The sequence below is a fragment of the Streptomyces sp. BB1-1-1 genome (assembly GCF_031597775.1).
Lineage (GTDB): Bacteria > Actinomycetota > Actinomycetes > Streptomycetales > Streptomycetaceae > Streptomyces > Streptomyces thinghirensis.
Genome location: NZ_CP134203.1, coordinates 187,786 through 210,413, shown reverse-complemented (window position 1 = coordinate 210,413; position 22,628 = coordinate 187,786). Strand labels below are relative to the sequence as shown.

Here is a 22,628-nt window from a genome sequence, read left to right as displayed (position 1 = left end):
GTGCTGGGACCGAAGGCGTTCTGCCGCGTACAGCGGCGCCCGGTCGTCCCGGCGCTTGGGACGTGACATGGGCCTTCGCCACCGACGAGTGCTCGTCCCCGAACACGCCGGTGTCCTGCAGCCGGGCGAGCTGGAGCAGCATGACCCAGCTGGAGGTGATGTTGCCGAGGCTCTTCACCAGGAGGTCCTGCACCAGCTGTAACCCCGCGAGCGGCCGGCCGAACTGCTGCCTCTCGGTGGCGTATCCCAGGGCGAGTTCGCAGGCGCCGATCATGACTCAGAGGGCCTGCCAGGCCACTCCGCTGCGCGTGGCGCGCGGGAATCTCCGCGACGTCGCGGAACGAGGAAACGTACCGTTCCTGCGGGACGGCCGTGAAGCGCTGCCGACTCGTACGCTCGCGGCTGGTGTACCGGCGTACCGCATCGCGGAGCTGACCGGCGAGGAGCTGACCGACGCCAAGACGATCGTTCACTGACGGCAGCCGGGCCGCCGAGGGGTGACCTTCCGCTACCCGGCCTTCGAGGGGCCTCGTCGAGGCAGCGTGCCGTGCGCGGTCTACCGGTCGCTGTCGCGGCACGGTCCGCCCGGCCACGGCTGGGCCGACACGCTGAGCCGTTGGGAGCACTCGCCGCCGCACCCAGGCCCGTCCGCCGCCCCGACGTTGCGGAAGCAGAGGCCGTCAGGGCCCACACCGCGCGCCCTCGTGCGTCACGTGACATGTGAAGAGCAGGCCGGATCGATGGGCGGGCGCCGATCGTCGGTCTGCTCCTGGCCCGGGTCTCCCGCGACCGCGCCCTGCGTCACTTCGTGACAGCTCCGCCATGTGGGATTTGGCGGTTGCACCACGAGGCGGCTGCCCGGTCGGCTCTGCCCGGCCACCGCCGCAATGACCCGGAGGCACACCATCCACCACCCGGCATGGGAACGGATTGGGAACGCCACCGACAAGCGGGGACTGCGGCAGGGCCACCGGTGTGGCTCGCCTGTACCACGACCACCCGAAACACGTTATTTAATCCAAAGATGCTAGAAAAGGGGTATGCAGGGGCGTACCGCTCGATCGAAGCGTGCCGGTCAGCTCTCGGTCGACCTGACCGGTGAGGGAAGGAGCCCGGGCCGTTGGTGGGAGCTGCGTGGGCGCAGCGTCGCCGGGCAGGTGCTGTTTCTCCAGATCGTGGTCGCGGTGTTCCTCATCGCGGCGGCCGTCGCGGGGCTCACCCTGCAAGCACGCAACGACGCCGAACAGGACGCGCAGGAGAGGTCACGGGCTGTCGCGGAGAGCTTCGCGCACTCGCCGGGGCTCGTCGCGGCACTGGAGTCGGACGATCCGACAGCGGCATTGCAACCGTACGTGGCCGCGGCACACGGCGGCACAGGGGTGGACTTCATCGTCGTCATGGCGAAGGACGGCACCCGCTACGCCGACACCGACCCGGATCTGATCGGCAAGCGGGCGGCGGGCGTCGAGCGGGCGGCGGAAGGCGAGCCGTTCACCGAGATCTACGAGGGCGATCCGACGGATGCGGCACGAGCGGTGGTCCCGGTCACCAACGGTGACGGCGCGGTCCTGGGACTCGTCGGGGCAGGGGTGAGCCTCCGAACAGTCGGACAGTCGCTGCAGGACCAGATCCCGGTGATCATGGCCTCGGCCGGTGTCGCGCTGCTTCTCGCCGTCGGCAGCGCCGCGCTGGTCAGCCGACGCCTGCGACGTCAGACACGGGGCATCGGGCCCAGTGAGATGACTCGGATGTACGAACACCACGACGCGGTGCTGCACGCCGTCCGCGAGGGGGTACTCATCACGAGTCGCGACGGTCGCCTGGTTCTGGCCAACGACGAGGCGCGGCGGCTGCTGCAGTTGCCGAAGGACTCCGACGGGCAGCACATCACGGAGCTGGGCCTCGATTCCGCCACGGTCGAACTGCTCTGCTCCGATCGCCCCGTCACGGACCAGGTACACCTTGCCGGGGGCCGGCTGGTGGCCGTCAACACCAGGCGCACCGCCCCGTCCGGCGGGCCCTCCGGCCACGTGGCGACCCTTCGGGACAGCACGGAGCTGCGAGCACTGGCCGGCACGGCGGAGGTGGCCCGTGAGCGGCTGAGCATCCTTCATGAGGCGGGGGTACGGGTCGGCACGACCCTGGAGGTTGTCCAGACGGCCCAAGAGCTGGCGGGTGTGGCGGTTCCGCGGTTCGCCGACTTCGTCACCGTGGACCTGCTGGACGCCGTGGTGCGGGGCGAGGAGCCGTCCGGCACGCCCACGCCCACGCGGATGCGGCGCACCGCCCTGCGCGGCATTCAGGAAGACCACCCGTTCCGGCCCGTCGGAGGCGTCGTTCCGCTCGACGTCACGGGCACGCCCGCTGCCTCGGCGTTGACCAGTGGACGGGCAGTGCTGGAAGCCGACCTGACAACCGTCCACACGTGGCCGGCCCAGGACCCGGAAGGGGCCGACGCCGTCCGCGCGTACGGCATCCACTCGCTCGTCACGGTGCCGTTGCAGGCGCGCGGCATCCCTCTGGGCGTTGCCCACTTCTGGCGTACGGAGGGCTCGGCACCCTTCGACCAGGAGGACCTGACGTTCGCCGAGGAGCTGACCGCCCGAGCCGCCGTCGCCATCGACAACGCTCGCCGTTTCACCCGCGAGCACACGATGGCGGAAACCCTTCAGCGGAGCCTCCTGCCGCACGTCCTGCCCAATCAGAGCGCCGTTGACATCGCCTACCGCTACCTGCCCGCCCAGGCTCGGGTCGGTGGCGACTGGTTCGACGTGATCCCCCTGCCCGGTGCCCGTGTCGCGCTCGTCGTCGGTGACGTCGTGGGGCACGGGCTGCACGCGGCGGCCACCATGGGACGGCTGCGTACCGCCGTACAGAACTTCTCGACGCTGGACCTGCCCCCGGACGAACTCCTGACCCATCTCGACGAACTGGTCAGCCGCCTCGACCAGGAGGATCCCGAAGGTTCGAGCGGGGAAGCGGTCACCGGCGCCACCTGCCTCTACGCGGTGCACGACCCGGCTTCCGGCCGGTGCAGCATCTCGCGCGCAGGGCACCTCGCCCCCATGCTGGTCCATCCCGACGGCACCGTGGAAATGGCCGAAGTGCCCATCGCGCCGCCACTGGGCCTGGGAGGCCTCCCGTTCGAGACCGCCGAGCTGCAACTGTCCGAGGGCAGCACGCTCGTCCTCTACACGGACGGGCTGGTCGAGCGGCGCGGCCGCGACATCGACGAGGGCCTGGAAGCGCTGCGCAGCACACTCGCCGGGGCACACGAGCGCACTCCGGAGGAGATCTGCGAGGCGGTGTTCGACGGCATGCTGCCCGAGCACCGTCACGACGACGTCGCACTCCTCATCGCCCGCACCAGACTGCTGGACCGTTCCCACGTCGCCGACTGGGACGTCCCCCGCGACCCCGCCGCCGTCGGCACCGTCCGCAACGCGAGCAGCCGTCAACTGACCGCATGGGGCCTGGACGACATGGCGTTCACCACGGAGCTCATGCTCAGCGAACTGCTCACGAACGCCATCCGTCACGGCTCCGAACCGATCCACGTGCGGTTGCTCTACGACCGGGCGCTGATCTGCGAGGTGTCCGACGGCAGCAGCACCTCTCCCCATCTGCGCAGGGCGGCCACGACCGACGAGGGCGGACGCGGGCTGTTTCTCGTGGCACAGCTCGCCGAGCGCTGGGGAACCCGGTACACCTCGACCGGCAAGGTCGTATGGACGGAACAGTCCCTGACACAACAGCCCTCGGCCGAGGCGCCGCTTCCCGATCCACGTCTCTTCCCGGGGCTCGACGACCTGTCCGAGTTGGAGCCGTGACCGACGGTGGCGTAGCGGCCGCGGTGGTCGCGGCGGACAAGGGCCAGGATGCCCGGGAGCGCGGCGAGGGGATCGCTCGTGGGTGCCGATGGCCGTGGTGACCCACTCGACCAAGGTGCGTCGGAGGTTGACTACGGCGGGCGTTCCGGACCCGCCGCGCCCGGGAGAGAGGGAGTGCCTGCGGTGGATGGGGTCCCTGGGGGGCTGAGGTAGGGCCCGGATGCGGCCGACGGTTCCCGGCCGGTCTGGCACGACGGTGAACCGGCTGGGTCGGGGCGTACGGCACCCGCCCAGCGTCCGACGGTCCCTACTGCGGCTGACCTTGAGGTGTCGGCTGCTGTTCTTTCTCCTGGCAGCGTCCGGCTCGGTCTTGTTGTCTTGGCTCGGCCTCGCCTGGGTCGAGGCGTGGATCGTCGAGCCGAGTGGCAGTCACAGCACGACGATGCCTCCGGACATGGCCAGGGCGAAGCTCCACAGTCCCATCGTCAGAGCGATGGCCAGGTGGAAGGCGATGCCCGCGCCCATGGCCCACCAACTGAACAGGCTCGTGAACGCCTGCTCCCGAGCTGGCCCGTTCGACCCACGGCGACTGAGCGTATCGCTTCACCTCTTCCTCGCAGCAGGACAGAGTCCGGGGCGGCCGCCCCGACGAACGACATGAGTGCCACCACCCGGAACGGGCGCCGGCGAATGCGGTGGCGTGCGGATCACCGTGTGCGACGCTGGGGCGAGCGGCCTCGATTCGCCAGGTGCGGGGGAGGACGACGGCATGGACCCGCTGGCCAGCCTGGCTCGAACACGACGGACCGCTGCCCATCATCAGGGCACCGTCATCCGGCTGACCGTCGAGGCCACCGGAGAGTCCTTCAGTCGCCCCGCTCACCACAAGAAAGGTACCAAGCCCAGGCGCATCCGCACCGCGCTGCCGGACGAGACACCTATGCCCGAGTAGCTACGACATCGATGCCAGATGCCCGCAACTTCCGGGCCGGCAGTTCCCTCTCAGGAAGGGTCTCTGAGTAGTCACCACTCAACACGTGGCGCGACACAGCCTTGGCGTTGACCAGGCCCATGCCGAGTTCAGCTCGCAGCACCCGCATCAGCACGACACAAGACAGCATCTGATCCCGTCGTTCGCTTGGCAGGTCCCCACCACACACGGCGACCGCGAATCCACAGGCCGGACACGTTGACTGGACATCCCCCACTGGGACGAGGTTAAACGACAAGCTGAGGGCCTGGACGAGGACCGAGCGCAGAACGCAGCGCGCGGCGCGGGTGTTGACGCCGGCCCTGCAGGCCGTGCCCATGTCGGGCACGTGCCCCCATCGGCTTCACCGACGGGGGCGCAGCGCGTTCAGGGCAGCCGGTGGTAGGCCAGGCAGCGGGCGGTCGGGGCCGCCCGCTGGCGGTGTCTCGGTGGTCAGTTCTGGTTCAGCGGGAGGGCGACGTCGACGACCTGGCGAGCGGCCGGGAAGGAACCGACGAGGTCGGCCTGCCCGTTGAGGATGTTCACCCGGTAAAAGCGCTGCTTGCCGCCGGCGGACAGGGCCGCGTAGCCCCGGTTCGATCCGTCGGAGGGGCGGTAGTAGATGTCGAACCCGGCGGACGGGCCGGCGTTCACGCCCAGGGCCCCGGTGGGGGCGAGGGTGCCGGCGTTGGCGGGGGACTGGATCGAGACCCGGTCGTTGACCGTGTCGATGTCGAACAGGGTGGTTGCGGTGGCCGCGTTGAGGTCGTTGTTGGTGTAGGCGGCGCCCGTGACGCCGAGGGCGGTCGAGGGCGGTGTGGTCGGGTTGGTGAGGGTGCCGTCGGTGGTCGTGGTCCGCGGTGCGGCCGGGTCGTCGATGTTGTGGCGCAGGTTCTGACCGGTGTCGCTGATGACGCGCAGCCGGTTCGCGGGCGGGTTGAAGTCGACACCGAAGTACTCGCCTTCGAGCGCGACGGTCAGCTGCGACACCTTGGTGGCCTTCGCGTTCTTGCTGACGGTGTAGATGCCGCCCTCGTCGCCGACACCGTAGAGCTTGCCGTTCTGGACGCGGAAGTCGATGCCCACGAGCTTCTTGTCGCCCTTCAGTCCGGTGACCTTGCCGAAGGACCAGGTGTCGGCCGGGTTCGCGACGCGGAAGCCGACCAGGCGCTGGTCGGACGTCAGCCCCACGCTGACCAGGCCGCCCGAGGCTGCACGCCCGTGGGGCGTGAAGGAGTCCTGCCCGGTCTGGCCGGCGGACGCGAGAGCGGGAACGGTGAGGGACAGCGCGGCAGCGCCGGCAACGGCGCTCGCGAGAAGACGGGTACGCACGGGGTGCTCTCCCAGGATGTCGATGGCCCGCGCCCCGAACGGGGCGGTCCACGTATGTTTCGGCCCAGTTCCCCCGCCAGTCCCAGTCGCCAGGCGCGCACCCCCTGGACAGCGGACAAAAGTGCTATCGGCGCGCCCTCGCCCGGAGCATCCGAGCCGGGCGTGCCGCCCTCTCTTGGACCCGCTGGGCAGTCGCCCGTTCGGCCGCCGCAGAGCGCGTCACCCACCGTCACATGCTGATGTTGCTGAGTGATGCCGGTATCCGGCCGGCCCTCGTCCCCGCAGGAGACCCCCCATGCGCATATCCGTCCTCGGCACCGCTGTCGTCGCAGCGGCCCTCAGCCCCCTGGCCGTCGTCACCCCGGCGGCGGCAGACGCGTCACACAGCGCCGGGCTGACGTCGATCGGCCTCACCCACGACCAGAAGCTCGTCACCTTCGGCACCGACGCCCCCGCCAAGGCGCACGCGCTGGGGCATGTGCACGGCCTGTCGAAGGACTCCAAGCTCGTGGGCATCGACTTCCGGGTGCAGAACGGCAAGCTCTACGGCGTCGGCGACAAGGGCGGCATCTACACGCTCGACACCGGTAACGCGAAGGCCGCCAAGGTCTCGCAGCTGACCGTCGCGCTCGAAGGCGAGTACTTCGGCGTCGACTTCAACCCGCCCGCGAACCGGCTGCGCGTCATCAGCGACACCGGTCAGAACCTGCGCCACAACATCGACGACCCGGCCGCACCGCGGACCACGACCACCGACGGCACACTCACCAACCCCGCGACCCCGCCGTCGACCGACGCGCCCACCGCGAAGGGAGTGACCGGCGCGGCCTACACCAACAACGACCTGGACAAGGACACGGCCACCACCCTGTTCGACATCGACACCACGAACGACCGCGTCTCGCTGCAGTCCCCCGCCAACGCGGGTAGCCTCGCCCCCACCGGATCCCTGGGCGTGAAGGCAGGCCCGCAGGCCGGGTTCGACATCCACCACGACCCCCACAGCGGCGCCAACCATGCCTTCGCCACCCTCCACGTCGACGGCCACGCCCGCCTCTACAACGTCGACCTCCTCACCGGCTCCGCCACCCACAAGGGAGCATTCCCCGCCGACCTGCAGGTCACCGACCTCGCCCTTCGGCTGGACGAACAGCGGCCGCAGGGCGCGATGCACACCGGCGGCGGCGCACTCGCCGCCACCCAGAGCACCCCCCTCGCCCCCACCACCGCAGTAGGCGGAGCACTGCTGCTCCTCGGCGGCCTCGGCGTCGGTGCCCGGTACATGGCCCGACGCAAGACTGGTGCCATCATCGACTGAGCCCGCCGTTCAACACCCGGCAGGGCACCCAATGCCGCATGCTGTCGGGCCAGCGAACGCCGGTACAGATGCCGGGCGGGGGACTGCGCGGCCGCTCCCCCCGCCCGGACGACAGCCTCGGCTCCCTCCCGGCCACCCGCGTCGGTGCGTGTCACGGCGGCGCCAGCTGCAAGCGGCCTCCCCCCCCCCGTTGGCGTCGCTGGGCAGTCACACTCGACGTGGCCTCGGGGCAAAATGCGGTGCCGGTTGTGGATAGACGCGTCTGGGCAGGCTGTGATGCCACATCCAGCCCAGAGCGCCCTCCCCCCCCGGGCGGTAGCCCGGCGCCTCTTTCCACAACCGGACGTAACCTTCGACTACCGCCTGCTCAGCCTCGCCCACCGACGCCACTCGAACGCACTGCCGAGCAAACAAAAGCGGTGCGGTGCGGCGCGGTCATAGATCTCGCTGAACGCCGCTCGGTCACCCTGAGCGACCCGGACCAGTCGTTCATCCAGAACCGAGCCGCTCACCCCGCACGCGCCCTCGTCACCACACTCGCATTTCTCCACCGCATGTCCTGCGTCCCCGACTTTTCCACCACACTCGACTCCCCGGCAAGCGCCTAGGCACTCATGCGCAGGCGGGCCAGGTACTGGCTGACGGCGGGCGCTGAGCGCGACACGCCTGGGACAACGTGACTGACGCTGCTCTCAGATCGCCCGATCCGCAGGAGAGGACTTCGGCTCGACCTGCGGCATACAAGCGCCGGGAAGTCTCCGACACGCGCGCCACGGCGGTGGCGACAGTATCGGTCGGCTCTCGGTGGCGGTGTCCAAGGACATCTGGTGGCCGCGTACCTCGGCCGTGCCGGTGACAGCGATCTTCCAGCCGTCACCGTCGGTACCGGGACGCCCGAGCGGAAACCGGTTGGCATGCCCTGCCTGCATCGGCCAATCTTTCCTGTCTGCTCCCAGCGAACGGCAGACCCGCCAGCGTGAACACTGCTGGCCATAGAACCGGCATCCTGCCCTCCGCGGGTGCCTCTGCTCTGCTCCGGCATTGGCGTGGCACCCGCGTGCGGCAAAGGGGGACGATGGAATAGCCGGGAGGCGCCAACGCTTGGTCCAGCCTGGCGACGCGGCCGCTGTGGTCGGCGGCCGGAAGGGAGCCTGGAGTATGGGTGCGACCGAACCCGTCCGGGATGATCCCGGCAAGGCCGGTGTAGTTGCGTCCAGGCCGGGGGGCCTGCTGGATGTGCTGAACGTGGCCGCCGTCCTTCTCGACGCCGAGGGCAGGATCGATCTGTGGAGCCCGCAGGCAGAGATCCTTTTCGGCTACAGCGCCGAGGAGGCCCTGGGCCAGTACGCGGGCCAGCTGCTGATCGACAAGGAGCACCGGGACACGGTGCTGGAGCTGTTCGCCCAGGTCATGCAGGATGGCGAGAGCTGGGCGGGTGTCTTCCCCATCCGACGCAAGGACGGTGGCACGCGGCTGGTGGAGTTCCGCAACATGCGGCTCCAGGACGACCAGCGCGACTACTGGGCACTGGGCCTGGCCACGGACCGGGAGACGCTGTGGCGGGTGGAGCGGAACCTGGCCCTGTCCGCCCAGCTGGTGTCCCAGTCACCGATAGGGCTGGGCATGCTGGACACCGATCTGAGATACGTATCCGTCAACCCCGCCGAAGAACGGATGAACGGCGTGTCGGCCGCCGAGCACATCGGCCGCCACGTCCACGAGGTGCTGCCCTTCCTGGACCAGTCCTTCGAAGGTGCCATGCGGAAGGTCCTGGCCTCCGGAGTCCCGATCCTGGACCAGTACACCGTCGGCCGCACGGCGGCCGACCCGGATAACGATCACGCCTGGTCGATCTCGTTCTACCGGCTCGAATCCCCCAACGGGAGCGTGCTGGGCGTGGCCACCTCCAGCGTCGACGTCACCGACCGGCACCGAGCCGTGGAGGAACAGCGCCGCACCGCCCTCACCCTCCAGCGCAGCCTCCTGCCCCACCCACCCCCACAGCGGCCGGGTCTCGACGTCGCCTACCGTTACCGCCCCGCCCAGGCCGCCATCGAGATCGGCGGCGACTGGTTCGACGTCATCCCCTTGGCCGGCGACAAGACCGCCCTCGTCGTCGGCGACGTCATGGGCAGCGGCGTCGCAGCCGCGGCCACCATGGGTCAGCTACGCACCGCCACCAGAACCCTCGCCGATCTCGATCTGGCTCCCGACCAGGTGCTGCACCACCTCGACCACATCACGGACGGCCTCGACACGATCGCGACCTGCGTCTACGCCGTCTTCGATCCCCGCACCGCACAATGCCACGTCTGCCTGGCCGGGCACCTGCCACCGGCCCTCCTCTGCCCGGACGGCACAAGCGAGCTACTCGACCTGCCCGTCGGCGCGCCCTTGGGCGGCTGCGGCATTTCCTTCGAGTCCGCATCCATCGGCTTCGGGCCGGGAGACCAGCTCGTCCTCTACACCGACGGCCTCGTCGAGACCCGAGACCAGCCGATCGACGCCCGCCTGGACGCTCTCCTCGACGTCCTCGACGACCCCAACCGACCCCTCGACGCCACCTGCGACCTGCTCCTCCAGACGCTGCGTCACAGCGGAGAGCACGACGACGTAGCCCTGCTCATCGCCCGAGCCACTCCCAACCCTGCGGGCGAGGCGATCAGCGAGTGATGAGGACGCAGGGCGTGCGAGAAACGGCATCACTGTCAGGCTGGAGCCCCTGCGGGTAGAAAATGGGTCCTGACCGACCATGACGACTGTCAGGACGAGCACTTGCATGGGTGGACGCCGGCGACCCGGCTCCGCCCTTGTCACCTGCGCAGACGCACCGGCAGTCAACGGTTCTCGCAAGCATCCTGCAGTCGGCCACCGCGCCAAGCGGGCCGCCGAGCGAGGCGCTGCGCGGGAGGCGCCGCGTTCGCCGGGCCCAGCCGCTGCCACACCTCGCGTGTCCGACAGTCGGAAGCGGAGCCGAGGCAGCAGGAGTCCAAGGGGGGAACTCGGTTCGCGAGGACAAGCGGGGTGATCTTGACGTCGAACCGGCCGCCGAGGGCGAGGCCGATGGCGGTATGGAAACGAGGGGAGGGGCAGTCCGATAGCCAGCCAGGCCCAGGGTGGTGACGGACTGTCCAGACTGGGCAGAGCCCAGCACGGAGCGCGGCTGTCAGAGGCTGAAGATCCGTCGCGCGTCCGAACAGGAAGCCCAAAGCCGGAGAGGAATCTCGCAGCGTCAGCGTCGCCCTGACTCACCGAGGAGCCGGAAGGGACGGCCGCACGTCCTGCATCGCACGTAGGTTCGCCGACATCGGGCCACGCAACGGCCCCTCGTCGACCCGGCTTTTCTCTCTCACCAACTCTGCCCGTTCATTCCGAATGGGAGCGCAGGGTCAGGGCGAGGTGGGACGGAGTTCTGGTGAAGCATTGTCGTGAACTCCCCCTGGTGTCTGGATTCGTGGAAGCATGGCCAGGCTTGTCAACCACGGGCTGGTGCTGTTCCGTCGCCCCGAAGGCGGAGCAGAGGTCGGGTGGGGGAGGGGCATGTCCGTGCCTGATCGCCGTCGCACTGGCGGGCGCTGTTGTCGTGGCTGTGGTCATACGTCAAGCCGTGAGGGAAGCGCGGCTGGGCCTCGTCGTCCGGCGGCTCCTCGTCGCCACGGTGGCGCTCGGTCTCGTGGCGTGGGGGCTGATGCTGCTGCCGCCCGTCAACGATGCTGTCCTCGGCGACAGGCCGCGTGACCTGGCGGACTTCGCGCGCATGTGTGAGGGCGAGGGTGACAGCAGCGGTGAGCCGTTCCCGCGTGCGGCCGCATACGAGCCGGGGGCGGGTCCGCACCCGTGGGTGGTCATCGAGGAGGAGGACGGGTGGCAGACATACTCTTCCACGGGCACCGAAACGAGTGAGCCGGAGCGGGACAAGGAACCAGATCCGGACGCGGTGCAGCTGGTGGCATGCAGCGTGGTGACCGGCGTAGTGGCGGGCACTGCGATCACTTGCCCGTACAACAACCCACTCGGTTCGGATGGGCAAACAATCGAGTTCGGCCAGGGTCTCCACACCGTTGCCGTCTACGAGGCACGCACCGGTGACCTGGTCGGCAACGGCCGGCTGGAGGGTGACGACGCGGTGGAATGCTGGGAGACTGCCTCCTCGGGCATGGAGTCCTATTACACCGCCCCTGAGCGGGACGTTTACGCGGACTTGCTCGCCGGGATGTACGCCGCCCCCTCAGCCCCCTAATGGCGTTGCAGAAGGCCGTGATCAGGGCATATCCGGTGCATGGCTGGGGTGTTGAGGGCCGAGCGGGTGTGGGTGGAGACGCTCACCGAGCTGCGGGCCGACCAGTTCGGCCGACTGCTGAGGGCTGTCCGGGAGTGTGGTGGCGAGGGCTGTGGGTGGGGTCGTGTGGTGGCGGCTGCCGCTGGCCGAGCGGGTGCTGCTGGTGGCGGTGTACTACCGCACGAACCTCACCATGCGGCAGCTCGCCCCGCTGTTCGGCGTCTCACCGGCGACCGTCTGCCGGGTGATCCAAAGGTTCGGCCTGCTGCTCGCGCTCGAGTCGGCCCGCACCTCCCAGGACGCAGTCGAAGGGCTGTGGACCGTGGACGGCACCCTCGTCCCGGCCCGCGACCGAAGGGGCGGCGCGTCCTCACGCAACTGCCGTTCCTCGGCGAACGTGCAGGTCATCGTGGGCGCGGAGACGCGTCTGGTGGTGGCGACCGCTCGTCCGGTGCCCGGCAACACGGCGGACGCGAAAGCCCGGCGGGACTCCGGCCTCGCCGCACACTGCGAAGGTGTGACGGTCCTCGGCGACGGCGCCCACATCAACACCGGCCTGATCGTCCCGCACCGCAGACGACTCGGACGGCCCTTGCCCAGGGCGAGGAAGAGGGTAACGCGCAGCATCGCAAGGACCGCGCACGCGTAGAACACACCTTCTCCCGCATGCACAACACCGGCGCTCCCTGGCGCGATCGACCTGAAGCACGACGAGGACATCCTCCGCATCATCGGCGCGCGTTCGAAGCGCTACCCCCGCCCTCCGGCCGCCGGAGTATGGGGCCGGAGCCCACGTCATGTCTGACCTTGCCTGTTCTTCCCTTCCTTGATCACCCAGGGTGCTGATGTGCTGACGTATTGTCAGCGCCTGCTGCTACATCGGCTGTTGTGCAGGGAGTTCTGCGCTACCCATGCGCCCCGGCGCGACACCACCATGGACTCGGTGGCCGACGACGGCGACGAGGAGCGGGCGTCCCCGCCGTCGCCGTCGGTCAGGCACGTTGTCGCCCGTGCCGAGGAGAGGATGCTCTCCACCCGGTCCGGTGGGGCGGCGGGGTCGATGGGCAGGGCCATCCCGCCGCTCTCCAACACCGCCAGTGTGGCCGCGGCGAACCGCGGCCCCAGCGGCAGGCAAACGCCCACCGGGGCCTCGGGGCGGCTGTCCAGCGCGGTCAGTCTCCGCGACAGGTCGTGCGCGCTGCGCATCAGGTCGCGGTAGGTGAACTGCTCCACCGGAGAGCGCACGGCCAGCCGTCCGGATCGCCGTTCCCCCTGCCGACCGACCAGTTCGTGCAGGGGACTGACCTCCAGGGCCGTCACGATGCCGTCCCATCCGTGCGCGCGGCCGGCAGCAGCGTCTCCAGCGCTCGGGCGACGCTCGCGGCGTGTGGGGGCCGCAGCATGCCGACGTGACCGCCGCCGACGGAGGTCCTGGAAACCGCCCGTCGCCTCGCCCGTACGGTCGCCGACGTGACGGCGCACGCACCACATCAGGAAGTTGACCAATCCCCGGTGCTCCACGACGGTGGCTAGGCGGGGCTCGGTGAGCACGACGGCGGCGCCGCTGTCCGCCACGAGGTGCCGCAGCCGCGCGAGGGGGGAAGGCGGGGTCGAGCGGCACGTACGCGCCGCCGCCTTGCCACGCCGAGCAGCGCGGCCACCAGATCGGCCGACCGGTGCAGGTGGACGGCGACCCAGGTCTCCGGCCCGACGCCGCGCGCGGTGAGCGCCCGCGCGATCCGGTCGGCCCGGGCATCGAGTTCGGCGTAGGTCAGCCCGGTGTCCGGGCCGCCGGGGCCGGCCTCGCGCGCCGCGATCGCGTCCGGTATGCGCCGGGCCTGCCGTTCGAAGAGTTCGTGCAGGCAGGTCTCGGGGAGTTCGCCCGGTCCGCCGGCGGCCAGGGCCGCCAACCAGGCCGGTTCGCCGGCGGTCAACACCGGCAGTTCGTGCAGCCGCAGGTCGGGGCCGCCGCGCGCCTCGTCGGTGACGGCGTCGAGGAGCGCCCCAGCCGTTCGCCCAGGCTCGCGGCCGTCGCCGTGTCGCACGCCGACGGGCGGTGCGAGCTTGCCCGCGTAGGCTCGATCGGCCCAGACGATGGTGCTTTCGGGGTGCGTCAGCTGGAGGCGGAAGAGGACTTCCTTCGCCACGGTGGACTCGTGCAGGTCTGTTGTGTTGACCATCAGGAACAAGGGCTGCCCTGGGCGTCAACCACGAGGTGCCGCTTGGCGTACCGCGACGGTCCCCTCAGCGCGTGTAGAAGGATTCCGCTAGCATCGCGGTGCTTCGCTCCGCACCTACACGAGAGCCAACCGTCACCATGGCTGAGACCGCCTACCTGTTTGTCCTGTCTGACCCCCGAACCCAACTGGGGGCGCCGGCCGCCGCAGTGGGACAACTGGAATGCATGGAAACCCCTGCTGTACTCGCGTGGCTTCACGCGCACGACATCGTCATGAGCAGTGACATGCTCCGAGTGCTTCCACAGGAGGCGGACGGCACTATTCCCGAAGACGCCGAACGCCTCCCCATCCCGCTCAGCGAGGACGAAGCCGCCCGTGTACGCGGAGCTTGCGCGCCCCGTTCCACCACAGAGGTCGAGGCGGAACTCCGTGCTTTCCGACACACGAACGACGACCGCGAACGCCTGATCAGCCAGGCAAAGGCGCGAGGCGTTCCCGCCCACCGTATCGCCCAGCTCACGGGCCTTGATCCGGCGGAGATCGCCGACATCACCGGCGCGTAGCGACCCCGTGCTTCAGACTCCTCTGTACCCGTGGGTGCGCCCGGAGTCAGTGACGCCCATTCCAGTCGAGGCAGACGACCAAGGCGTCATCGTCGAGCGGGGTCGCCACGGTAGGTAGCGAGTTCACGCAACACGGCTCCGGGAACCTGCGGCGGCGGGAGCAGCCGGGTAGCCGTCATCGATCGGGCCAGTGCCCGTTCTCCGTAGCTTTCCCCGGCGGAGGAAACGGTCGCGTACACATCGTCGCTGCCGATCAGGAGACGGTCCCCAGGAAGCACCTGGAAGTACTCCGATGTGTAGGGGGTGTCCTCGAATATGCCGGGAGGCCGCTGTGCGTCGAGGGCCATGGCGTCCACAGTCTGCTCCTACGGGCTACCCCGCCGCGCTGCCCCAGGGCGCGCCGCACAGCCCGTAGTCCCCGGCGGGCCCGGCCGGTGATCGCCGGGGTCCGAAGGCCCTGCCCGACCGAATTCAGTGACGGCGGATCAGCCACAACGGACGTCCCCGGTGCTGAGGCGGTAGGCCACCCCGCCCCGGACCAGGGAGCCGCTCAAGTGGATGCAGTGACCAGTGGCGTCGAACCAGGTGTAGAGCGGCCCGGCGTAGTAGTGGTAGTTCTCCGGGTGCTCCGGCGGCGGGTCGGCGGCGTAGTCGCCGCTCTCGTCGTGGAGGTACAGCTTGATGTTCGACGCCAGGCCGTCGTAGGGGCTGGACCAGAACTTCGCACAGTTGCGCTTGGTCGAGGAGTTCCAGTAGGTGCGTGCGTAACCGCCCCCGTTGTTCCCTGAAGGGCTCTTGGCCCAGTACGTTTTGCCGTCCCAGCTGCCGCTGCACTCGACGGCTCTGGGTGCAGCGGCAGCTGCCTCGGCTGGTGCTGCCTGCGCGGTGGGGGCGGCGACCAGACTGAGCATCAGCGCCATGACACCGAGGCCCAGCAACTGGCTTCTCCGTAAACGCTTCATCTGCAACTCCTGTGGTGAGATGTCTTTGATCCAGTACATGAAAGCGCTACTGGGAATGCTCTGCTTGTCGCGGGAGCGGCGCCCGGCTTTCACGAAATCTCCGCCGGATTAGGTCGGTGGACGGTCTCGACCCCGGCCTGGTAGACCACCCCCACGACCGCTGCCGTCGGCACGGACACGCGGATGAGAGGTGCTCCGCCCCTGCGGATACGCAAGCCGCCCCAAATCGGAGGCCGGGGCGGGCGCAATGTCGGTCAGTTCCACTTCCAGACCGCTCTGAGCTTCAGTGGGTTGTTCTTTTCAACCACGAGTCAGGGCGGTTATATTGCCGGTGGGGCAGCTGCCGTTCCGCGGCGGTGTTTCGGTGACGGCGATGTCGGACGGCAGTACATCGGTAAACGGGTATCCATGCAGGATCGACCCGTGATTAAGGGCCTTTCCCTGTTCGCCAGCCTGGTCGGACGTCGGTGCGTCCTCCGGGCCGTGCCTGACCGGTTCGCCCTGGACCGAACTGCCGGCCGGACAACGGCGCTGTATGTGGCCTGGGAGAACGACACTCGGCGGGCTCGGCCAGCCATTGGTGTGCAGCCCGTCCCGCACTCCAAGGCCCTTTCATGCGGGGTCGGTTACTCTGGGCCGCCAGTCAACCGGCCGCACCTCCGGGCGCGGCGATGCCGCCACCAACGGGCCACGACGCCGCTGGTAAGAAACAGCATCACCGCGCTGACCATCACGCCGGTGATCAGCAACTCACCCGAACCGCCCCGCTGCGCGTCGAGGACTCCTGCGTATACAAAGAGAGCCATGACACCGTCGAAGAACACGACGCAGCCCCATTCAACGGCTCTGGGCCGGCCAGTCGGATCGGACTGCGGCGGCGGACGCCCCAGACACTCCCGGACGTCCATGACCAGCAGTACTACGAGCGGGCCCAAGAACATTACGGCGAGCAGGATAGCCACCAAGCGCATAGCAGGATTATCGAAGCTCGCAGCCAGAATCACCGAACCCGCACCGGCCGCAGCCGTCCACAGCCGCACCCCGATCTCGCTGAGCAACATCATCGCCACCCACCTCGTCGCTGCCCTTGGGCCGTCACGGACTGAACCGTAACCTGCCGAAGCTCATGTCATGGATACCGTTTGGATCCGGGGACCCCTCCCGAAGAGGGAGTCGCTCAGTCCGTCAGCTTCGCGGCCGTGACATGAACTCCGCTGCGACAGCGATCAGGGCAGCCGGAACGTTGAGGGCATAGCAGATGACAGGATCGTGGTCGTCAGCCGGGTGCCGCCGTTTTGGTAGTGGTCCAGCCGCAGGGCCGTGTTGCAGGTGTAGCCGCCGGTGGCGACATGCCCCTTGTCGCCGCGTATCTTGGCGAAGCGGCGGCCGTCGGTCTGGATCTGGATGCCGCAGTTGTTCTCGCACAGGATGCACGCGCTCTTGTGCCAGGCGGTGTCGACTGTCATCGGCCTTGTCTCCTCATGCGGAGGGCAGCCGGGGCAGCCGCGCCCCAGGGGGGAAGCGCCCGGGGCACGGCTTGGTGCGGTGGGTGAGGTGCTGGTCAGCCGAGCGGGTTGGTCGCGTCGCGCAGGGTGGCCAGGGCCGGGGCGTACATGCGGGCCTTGATGGTGCCGAGGGTGTCGCCGGCCTTGCTCACCTGTGCCTGGGCGATCTCGATGGCGGCGGAGCGCACGGCGTCCTCGCCGACCGCCTGGTCGACGATGCCGGCAGCCGAGGCGTCGGTGCCGCCGTAGCGGCGTGCGGTGAGCATGGCCTCGTGCGCGGTCTGCGGGGCCAGCCGGGACTGGATGAGGGCGGCCATGCCGGGGGTGAAGGGGATGTTGATGTCCGCTTCGGGCAGGCACCAGTAGCCGCGGTCTGCACGCATGACACGGAAGTCGTGGGCGAGGGAGAACATCGCGCCGGCGGCGAAGGTGTGCCCTTGCAGCGCGGCCACTGTGATGACCGGCAGCGACAGCATCCGCGCGAGCAGCTCGTGGACGGAGACGACGTAGTCCTGGTGCTGGTCGGCGTGGGCGAACAGCCAGTCCAGATCGAGGCCGTTGGAGTAGAACTTGCCGGTGGCGGCGGTGACCAGGGCGCGAGGGCCTTCCGCCTTCTCCACCTCGTCGAGCGCGGCGCCGACGGCGGTGAGCCAGTCGGGGCGGAAGCGGTTCTCACCGTCTCCCAGGTCGAGGACGAAGACGTTGCCCTGACCGGTCGAGCGAGGGCATGGCGACTCCTTCGAGCTACGTGGACGAAGCGGCTGGGCGGCTGCGGGCTAGGGCCGGGGACCGGATTGGGCACCGGGGCGGTCGCGCAGGGCGTGGAGGAGCAGGTCGTGGATCTCGGCAGCGGCGGCCTCGATCGGGGCGGTGCTCTGCTCGGCCCGGCACATGATCACTGCGCCTTCGACAGCGACGATGATGAAGGCACCGAGCCTGCGGCTGCGTTCCTCGCTCAGGCCGTGTCTCAGGAGGAGGGCCGCGAGGGCCTCCTGCCAGCGGGCAAAGACCGCGGCGGCGGAACGGGCAAGCTGGGGCGCATCGTCATTGGTCTCCACGGCCACCGCCACGATCGGGCAGCCGGCCCGGAAGCCGCTCTCCACGAGCCGGTCACGCCACAGCAGGAAGAACGCGTCGACGGCCGCCACCGGGTCATCCGCCTGCATGGCCGCGTCGATCAGTCCCGCGATGAAGTCCCCAGCCAATGCCACCGCTTCGTCGGTGAGCTGCGTCCGCCCGCCGGGGAAGTGGTGATACACCGCCCATTTCGAAGGGCCGCCCGATGGCCCGTCAGGGCCCGGGTGCTGTAGTTGCACATGCCGTAGCGGCATGTGGTGTCGTCGAGGGCACCACAGCACGAAAGGCCCTGACTGCGATGTACCCCTCCGCCACGCCTCCCCGCGAGGTCAAGATCGGCGATGCCGCCGCCTTCGCCGGGACCACCCCGCGCGCCATTCGCCACTACCACCAGATCGGTCTGCTGCCGGAGCCCGAGCGAGGCGGAGACGGACGCCGCCGCTACGGCTACGACGACATGATCCGCCTGCTGTGGATCCGCAAGATGTCCGAGGCCGGCATCAGCCTGGACGACATGCGGGCCGCCTTCGACGAAGCCCGGGACATTCAGGACGTCCTGGGCCGGCTGGAGGAGACCCTCGCCGCCCAGGAGGCCGACATCAAGCGTCAGCGCGCGGCAGTCCAGCGCCTGCAGGTCGTGGGCAGCCCACTGGGCTTGCTCTCCCCGTTGGTCACGGACCGGCTCAGCCACCTGCCTTCTGGTGCACTACGCTCCTCCGACCTGGACGCACTGCTGGTCACGGAACGGATCTTCGGACCGCTGGGAGCCGCAATTCAGGCCAGCGTGTTCATCACCCTGGCGACCCATCCCGGCCTACGGGCCGAGGCAGACCGCCTCGACGCGGCCGACGCCGCCCTCGATGACACCGTCGATCCCCACGACCCGCAGGTCGAGGAACTCGCCGCGCAGCACTGCGCCCACCACAAGGCCCTGCTCCAGGCCATTGAGGCGGCCGGACTGGACGTGGCCGAGGAGAAGCTCTTCGAGATCTACGACGCCGAGGCGGGCGGAGAGGAGGACGCCCAGATGAGTGCCTTCGAAGCGGTAACCAAGATGCCCTATGGCTTCTCCGCGGCCCGGACGCGGTGCATGGAACTCACGGCACGGCTTCTTGACGGGGACCTCTCCACAGGCAGCTGATCGCTGGTGTGGCCGTGCGGGAGGACCCCGGGTTGGCAACCGACCCGAAGCCAGCGTCTCGACGTCTCGACACGGCCCGCACACTCCACGAGCGGGAAACCCAAGTCGGCGACCCGGGCCACGCTCTTTGCAACTCCCCACGTCGTTGAACACCAGAGCGAGTGATGCGAAGGGCATCCCTGGGCGTTTTCAAGAATCCCCATCACTCACGAGCGACCTCGCTCACAGGCGCAGCACCGTGCCCCCAGCTGCCGCCGGCCCGGCCGCAGTCGCGTGAGCAGATGTGCGTTTCTGTGCGCCCGCGCGGACGGCGTCGCCATCGTCGGACGTTGTGGGCCTCTGCCACCAGACCTGGGGGTGGAGCGACGACGTGGCTCAGCACGAACGGCTCCGGCGAGAGCGGGGCACCGGGCACGAGCACCCCGCGAGTGGAGAACGTCGCCGCGACGCTGCTGAACGGGGCGGCGGCGTGGGAGCGCGAGCAGGCGAAGGAGCCGGTGGCGCCGCGCGACGACCAGTTCATCTACTCGAAGCGGATCATCAAGGAGACGGAGCAGAAGACCGGCAAGGTCCAGACCTACACCGACGAGACGTGGGGCTCGGTGGACGTCTCCAAGCCCTCCTTGGTCATGGAACTGGGCCGCGAGATGTGGGAGGAGCCCGCGGGGAAGGGCGCCGGGGTGTGGCCACCCCGGAAGTGGAGCGAGCTGAAGGAGCTGCCCCAAGACCCTGAAAAGCTCTGCCCCAGGGACTGCGCCCCGCGGCGTACGAGGCACTGGCCCTTGTGCCCGGCGTCAAGACGATCCCGGGAGTGAAGGACTCCACCGGGCGGACCGGGGTGGGGATCGCCCATACCGGGCGCGGGTCCTGCGAAAGCAAGTACCTGATCTCCGACCCGGCATCATATGGATTTCCTGGGATTCCGCGACGAGCGGATCTCGGCTTCCGGGAAGAAGTACATCCAGCTGTCGCACGTAGTGGACTGGGGGATCGTCGACCGGGTGAAGCAGCGCCCTACGCCGCTATCCCGCGGCCAGGACCCGCAGGGCCGTCGGCACCGGCAAATGGTCGCCGGCGGCCATGGGGTTTGCCTCCGGGAGGTCAGTGGGATGCCGCAGCCGAGGATCTCGCCACCCGGCGTCGCGAACCCGGCGTCGATTCGGCGGTCCGGGATTGAAAACAGCACGTAGCTGACGATGTCAGGGACAAAGAGCCCCAACTCGGCACGGCAAAAGAAATTGGCACCCGGTGACCGTAGCCACGCCACGGTCCCGTTGAGCGGGCTTGCCCGCGGGTTCGTGGTCAATCCACTGGGCCGGATTCGGGGTGTGGCCGAGATACGCGCCAAAGGGGCAAGGGGATGATCCTGAAGCCTTGAGCGCCGGGCCCGTCCCGTATTTGAGAGGGATACCCGTGCTGTTCTGCCGGCGGCAGAACACCGGCCGGACCGGGCTCGACCATCACTACAGTCCAGCCTCATGACGAAGATTACGACCCGTACGGTCGAGTACCCGGCCGACGGTTTGACGATGATCGGGCACCTCGCGCTCCCGGCCGGTGTCGACCGTCGGCCCGCGGTGCTGCTCGGACCAGAGGGTATGGGGCTCAGCGACGTCGAGCGCAGCAGGGCCGATGCTCTCGCCGAGCTGGGATATGTGGCGCTGGCCTTCGACCTTCATGGCGGGCACTATTTGGGTGACCCCGAGGAGATGCTGGCCCGTTGCATGCCACTGCTCGCTGATCCCGACCGGATGCGGGGGCTCGGCCATGCGGCGCTCGACGTGCTGCGCACCGAGCCGCGGACCGACCCGGACCGGATCGCCGCCGTCGGTTACGGCACCGGGGGCGCCGTTGGGCTGGAACTCGGGCGCGGCGGCGTCAACCTGCGCGCGATCGGGACAGTCAACGCAACTACCACGGGCCGACCGGGCGAGGCGGCGCGCATCCGCTGCCCGGTGTGGGCCGGGGTCGGGTCGGAAGACCCGATCATGCCGCCCGCGCAACGGAACGCGTTCACCGCAGAGATGCAGGCAGCGGGCGTCGACTGGCGCCTCACGGTCTACGGCGGAGCCTTGCACGCCTTCCACCACCGCCGGTCGACCACCCCGTGGTCCCCGGCGTCGGCTACCACCGACAGCACGCGCAGCGAGCCTGGCGCGACGTCGTCGACCTGCTCGCGGAGTGCCTGCCCGTGACGGAGGACCTGGGGGCATGACCCAGGCAAACATGCTGGTGCCAGGCCTGGTCGGCGTCGCGCACTGACAGTCTCCTCCCGTCAAGCCCTCACAGCAGACCCGTATTACTGTCCTTAACAAAGCCGTTGAACGTGGCGGTGGGTGATCACGCAGACGGCCAGTCCGAGGAATGCTTCGTGGATGTCGTCGCGTCTCTCCCAGCGGATGCGTAGGCGGCGGAAGCCGTGGAGCCAGGCGATCGTGCGCTCGACGACGTAGCGGAAGATGCCCAGCCCAGTGCCGTGAGGTTCACCTCTCTTCGCGATCACGGGGCGGATGCCTCGCTGCCGGAGCAGGCGGCGGTACTTGTCGTGGTCGTAGCCGCGTGTCAGTGACACCGCGAGTGGGACGCGCTGCCCGTCGACGATGAGGTGGTGCTTGCTGCCCGGCCGTGCGCGGTCGACCGGGCTAGGCCCGCTTTTGGGCCCGTCGGGCGGCCCGCACGTGCGAGAAGTCGATCACCGCCCGCTCCCAGTCCAGCTGGTTCTTCGACCGCAGTTTCTCCAGCAGCAGCACGTGCAGGTGGTCCCAGACGCAGGCCTCGTTCCAGGCCGCGAGGCGCCGCCAGCAGGTCATGCCCGAGCTGAAGCCGAGTTCCTGGGGCAGGTACTCCGACTGGATGCCGGTGTGCAGGACGAAGAGGATCCCGCACAAGGCCTGGCGGTCCGGAACCCGCGGTCTGCCCTTGACCTTCTTCGGACCCGGCTTCGGCAGCAACGGCTCGATCAGCGACCACAGTTCATCCGACACGATCCACGGCCGCGACTGACGGTTTCCCCTGCCCAGTCCTACGAGCAGAGCGGCTGACAGTCTCATGATCAGCAGCTTTTGGTAGAGCCAGATAGGGCCAGTTGTGCGGTCCCGGAGACGTATTCCTAACTACCACAGTAATTACCGGATTTACTGCGACGGAGCCGTCCTGAACGGTGTGTCCCCTCATACAGGGCCCTGTGGGTGCCGCCGTTGAGGACTCCGTCGAGGAGACCGAGCGTGTGGGTGGCATGCCAGCGGACCCGCTGCTTGCTGGCGTCCTTGAGGCCGTCCAGCTCGTCGACTGCCACGATTGGGAAAGTAGGCGCACGAACTGCCGGCGCGGCGCACCGAGCATCTGTGCAGGTCGATATCGGCCTGCTTCACCTCGTTCTGGTGTAGAAGCTGGAGTCGGCCGGGACGAACACCTCCCGCTGGCTCCACCGGCCGATCCGCGTAAGCAGTGCGGCCATGGCTGCCTCGAGCG

General features: G+C 69.1%; 13 protein-coding genes and 8 pseudogenes. 9 read left to right on the top strand and 12 right to left on the bottom strand.

The window, feature by feature from the left end; all coding sequences use genetic code 11:
* Nucleotides 1-55: 55 nt before the first annotated feature.
* Nucleotides 56-356: pseudogene (locus RI578_RS42645) on the bottom strand (acyl-CoA dehydrogenase family protein); the annotation flags it as partial.
* A 684-nt stretch (nucleotides 357-1,040) separates the two neighbouring features.
* Here RI578_RS42645 and RI578_RS00920 point away from each other — a divergent pair.
* Entirely contained in the window at nucleotides 1,041-3,830 is a 2,790-nt protein-coding gene (locus tag RI578_RS00920) for a SpoIIE family protein phosphatase (protein WP_310869209.1), read from the top strand.
* Nucleotides 3,831-5,253: 1,423 nt separating this feature from the next.
* On the opposite strand, the gene RI578_RS00915 is transcribed toward RI578_RS00920, so the two are convergent.
* Nucleotides 5,254-6,132 carry a DUF4394 domain-containing protein gene (locus RI578_RS00915; protein ID WP_310869208.1) on the bottom strand — a complete coding sequence of 293 codons (879 nt, stop codon included), beginning with the start codon at nucleotides 6,130-6,132 and terminating at the stop codon, nucleotides 5,254-5,256.
* A gap of 295 nt (nucleotides 6,133-6,427) precedes the next feature.
* Here RI578_RS00915 and RI578_RS00910 point away from each other — a divergent pair.
* The 4 genes and pseudogenes from RI578_RS00910 to RI578_RS00895 form a co-directional block, all read left to right on the top strand.
* Nucleotides 6,428-7,285, top strand: a pseudogene (locus tag RI578_RS00910) (DUF4394 domain-containing protein); the annotation flags it as partial.
* Nucleotides 7,286-8,608: 1,323 nt separating this feature from the next.
* Nucleotides 8,609-10,123, top strand: a complete 1,515-nt coding sequence (locus RI578_RS00905; protein WP_310869207.1) for a SpoIIE family protein phosphatase — start codon at nucleotides 8,609-8,611, stop codon at nucleotides 10,121-10,123.
* A 934-nt stretch (nucleotides 10,124-11,057) separates the two neighbouring features.
* Entirely contained in the window at nucleotides 11,058-11,690 is a 633-nt protein-coding gene (locus RI578_RS00900) for a hypothetical protein (protein WP_310869206.1), read from the top strand.
* A gap of 39 nt (nucleotides 11,691-11,729) precedes the next feature.
* Nucleotides 11,730-12,404: pseudogene (locus RI578_RS00895) on the top strand (transposase family protein); the annotation flags it as partial.
* A 186-nt stretch (nucleotides 12,405-12,590) separates the two neighbouring features.
* On the opposite strand, the gene RI578_RS00890 reads toward RI578_RS00895, so the two are convergent.
* The 3 genes and pseudogenes from RI578_RS00890 to RI578_RS00880 all read right to left on the bottom strand — a co-directional run.
* On the bottom strand, nucleotides 12,591-13,049 hold the full coding sequence (locus RI578_RS00890) for an AMP-binding protein (RefSeq protein WP_310869205.1): 459 nt from the start codon (nucleotides 13,047-13,049) through the stop codon (nucleotides 12,591-12,593).
* A gap of 209 nt (nucleotides 13,050-13,258) precedes the next feature.
* Nucleotides 13,259-13,666 (bottom strand): AMP-binding protein, encoded by a 408-nt coding sequence (locus RI578_RS00885; protein ID WP_310875629.1) that lies wholly within the window; start codon nucleotides 13,664-13,666, stop codon nucleotides 13,259-13,261.
* Between the two features lie 123 nt (nucleotides 13,667-13,789).
* Nucleotides 13,790-13,953 (bottom strand): annotated as a pseudogene (locus RI578_RS00880) (transposase); the annotation flags it as partial.
* A gap of 93 nt (nucleotides 13,954-14,046) precedes the next feature.
* On the opposite strand from RI578_RS00880, the gene RI578_RS00875 reads away from it, so the two are divergent.
* Nucleotides 14,047-14,472 (top strand): DUF6003 family protein, encoded by a 426-nt coding sequence (locus RI578_RS00875; protein ID WP_310869204.1) that lies wholly within the window; start codon nucleotides 14,047-14,049, stop codon nucleotides 14,470-14,472.
* Nucleotides 14,473-14,518: 46 nt separating this feature from the next.
* On the opposite strand, the pseudogene RI578_RS00870 reads toward RI578_RS00875, so the two are convergent.
* The 6 genes and pseudogenes from RI578_RS00870 to RI578_RS00845 all read right to left on the bottom strand — a co-directional run.
* A pseudogene (locus RI578_RS00870) lies at nucleotides 14,519-14,828 on the bottom strand (SpoIIE family protein phosphatase); the annotation flags it as partial.
* Nucleotides 14,829-14,957: 129 nt separating this feature from the next.
* Complete coding sequence (locus RI578_RS00865; RefSeq protein WP_310869203.1) at nucleotides 14,958-15,434, bottom strand: hypothetical protein; 477 nt, start codon at nucleotides 15,432-15,434, stop codon at nucleotides 14,958-14,960.
* 626 nt (nucleotides 15,435-16,060) lie between these two features.
* Nucleotides 16,061-16,498, bottom strand: a complete 438-nt coding sequence (locus tag RI578_RS00860) for a hypothetical protein (protein ID WP_310869202.1) — start codon at nucleotides 16,496-16,498, stop codon at nucleotides 16,061-16,063.
* 162 nt (nucleotides 16,499-16,660) lie between these two features.
* Nucleotides 16,661-16,900, bottom strand: a complete 240-nt coding sequence (locus RI578_RS00855) for a hypothetical protein (protein ID WP_310869201.1) — start codon at nucleotides 16,898-16,900, stop codon at nucleotides 16,661-16,663.
* A 95-nt stretch (nucleotides 16,901-16,995) separates the two neighbouring features.
* A pseudogene (locus RI578_RS00850) lies at nucleotides 16,996-17,668 on the bottom strand (enoyl-CoA hydratase-related protein).
* A gap of 47 nt (nucleotides 17,669-17,715) precedes the next feature.
* Complete coding sequence (locus tag RI578_RS00845) at nucleotides 17,716-18,255, bottom strand: TetR family transcriptional regulator C-terminal domain-containing protein (protein WP_310869200.1); 540 nt, start codon at nucleotides 18,253-18,255, stop codon at nucleotides 17,716-17,718.
* Nucleotides 18,256-18,314: 59 nt separating this feature from the next.
* Between RI578_RS00845 and RI578_RS00840 the strand changes: the two genes are divergently transcribed.
* The 3 genes and pseudogenes from RI578_RS00840 (at nucleotide 18,315) to RI578_RS00830 (ending at nucleotide 21,372) form a co-directional block, all read left to right on the top strand.
* Nucleotides 18,315-19,157: a MerR family transcriptional regulator gene (locus RI578_RS00840; RefSeq protein WP_310869199.1), complete on the top strand. Its 843-nt coding sequence runs from the start codon at nucleotides 18,315-18,317 to the stop codon at nucleotides 19,155-19,157.
* Nucleotides 19,158-19,585: 428 nt separating this feature from the next.
* Nucleotides 19,586-19,972 carry a hypothetical protein gene (locus RI578_RS00835; RefSeq protein ID WP_310869198.1) on the top strand — a complete coding sequence of 129 codons (387 nt, stop codon included), beginning with the start codon at nucleotides 19,586-19,588 and terminating at the stop codon, nucleotides 19,970-19,972.
* Between the two features lie 663 nt (nucleotides 19,973-20,635).
* Nucleotides 20,636-21,372: pseudogene (locus RI578_RS00830) on the top strand (dienelactone hydrolase family protein).
* Nucleotides 21,373-21,465: 93 nt separating this feature from the next.
* Here RI578_RS00830 and RI578_RS00825 read toward each other — a convergent pair.
* Nucleotides 21,466-22,207 (bottom strand): annotated as a pseudogene (locus RI578_RS00825) (IS5 family transposase).
* Between the last annotated feature and the right edge of the window lie 421 nt (nucleotides 22,208-22,628).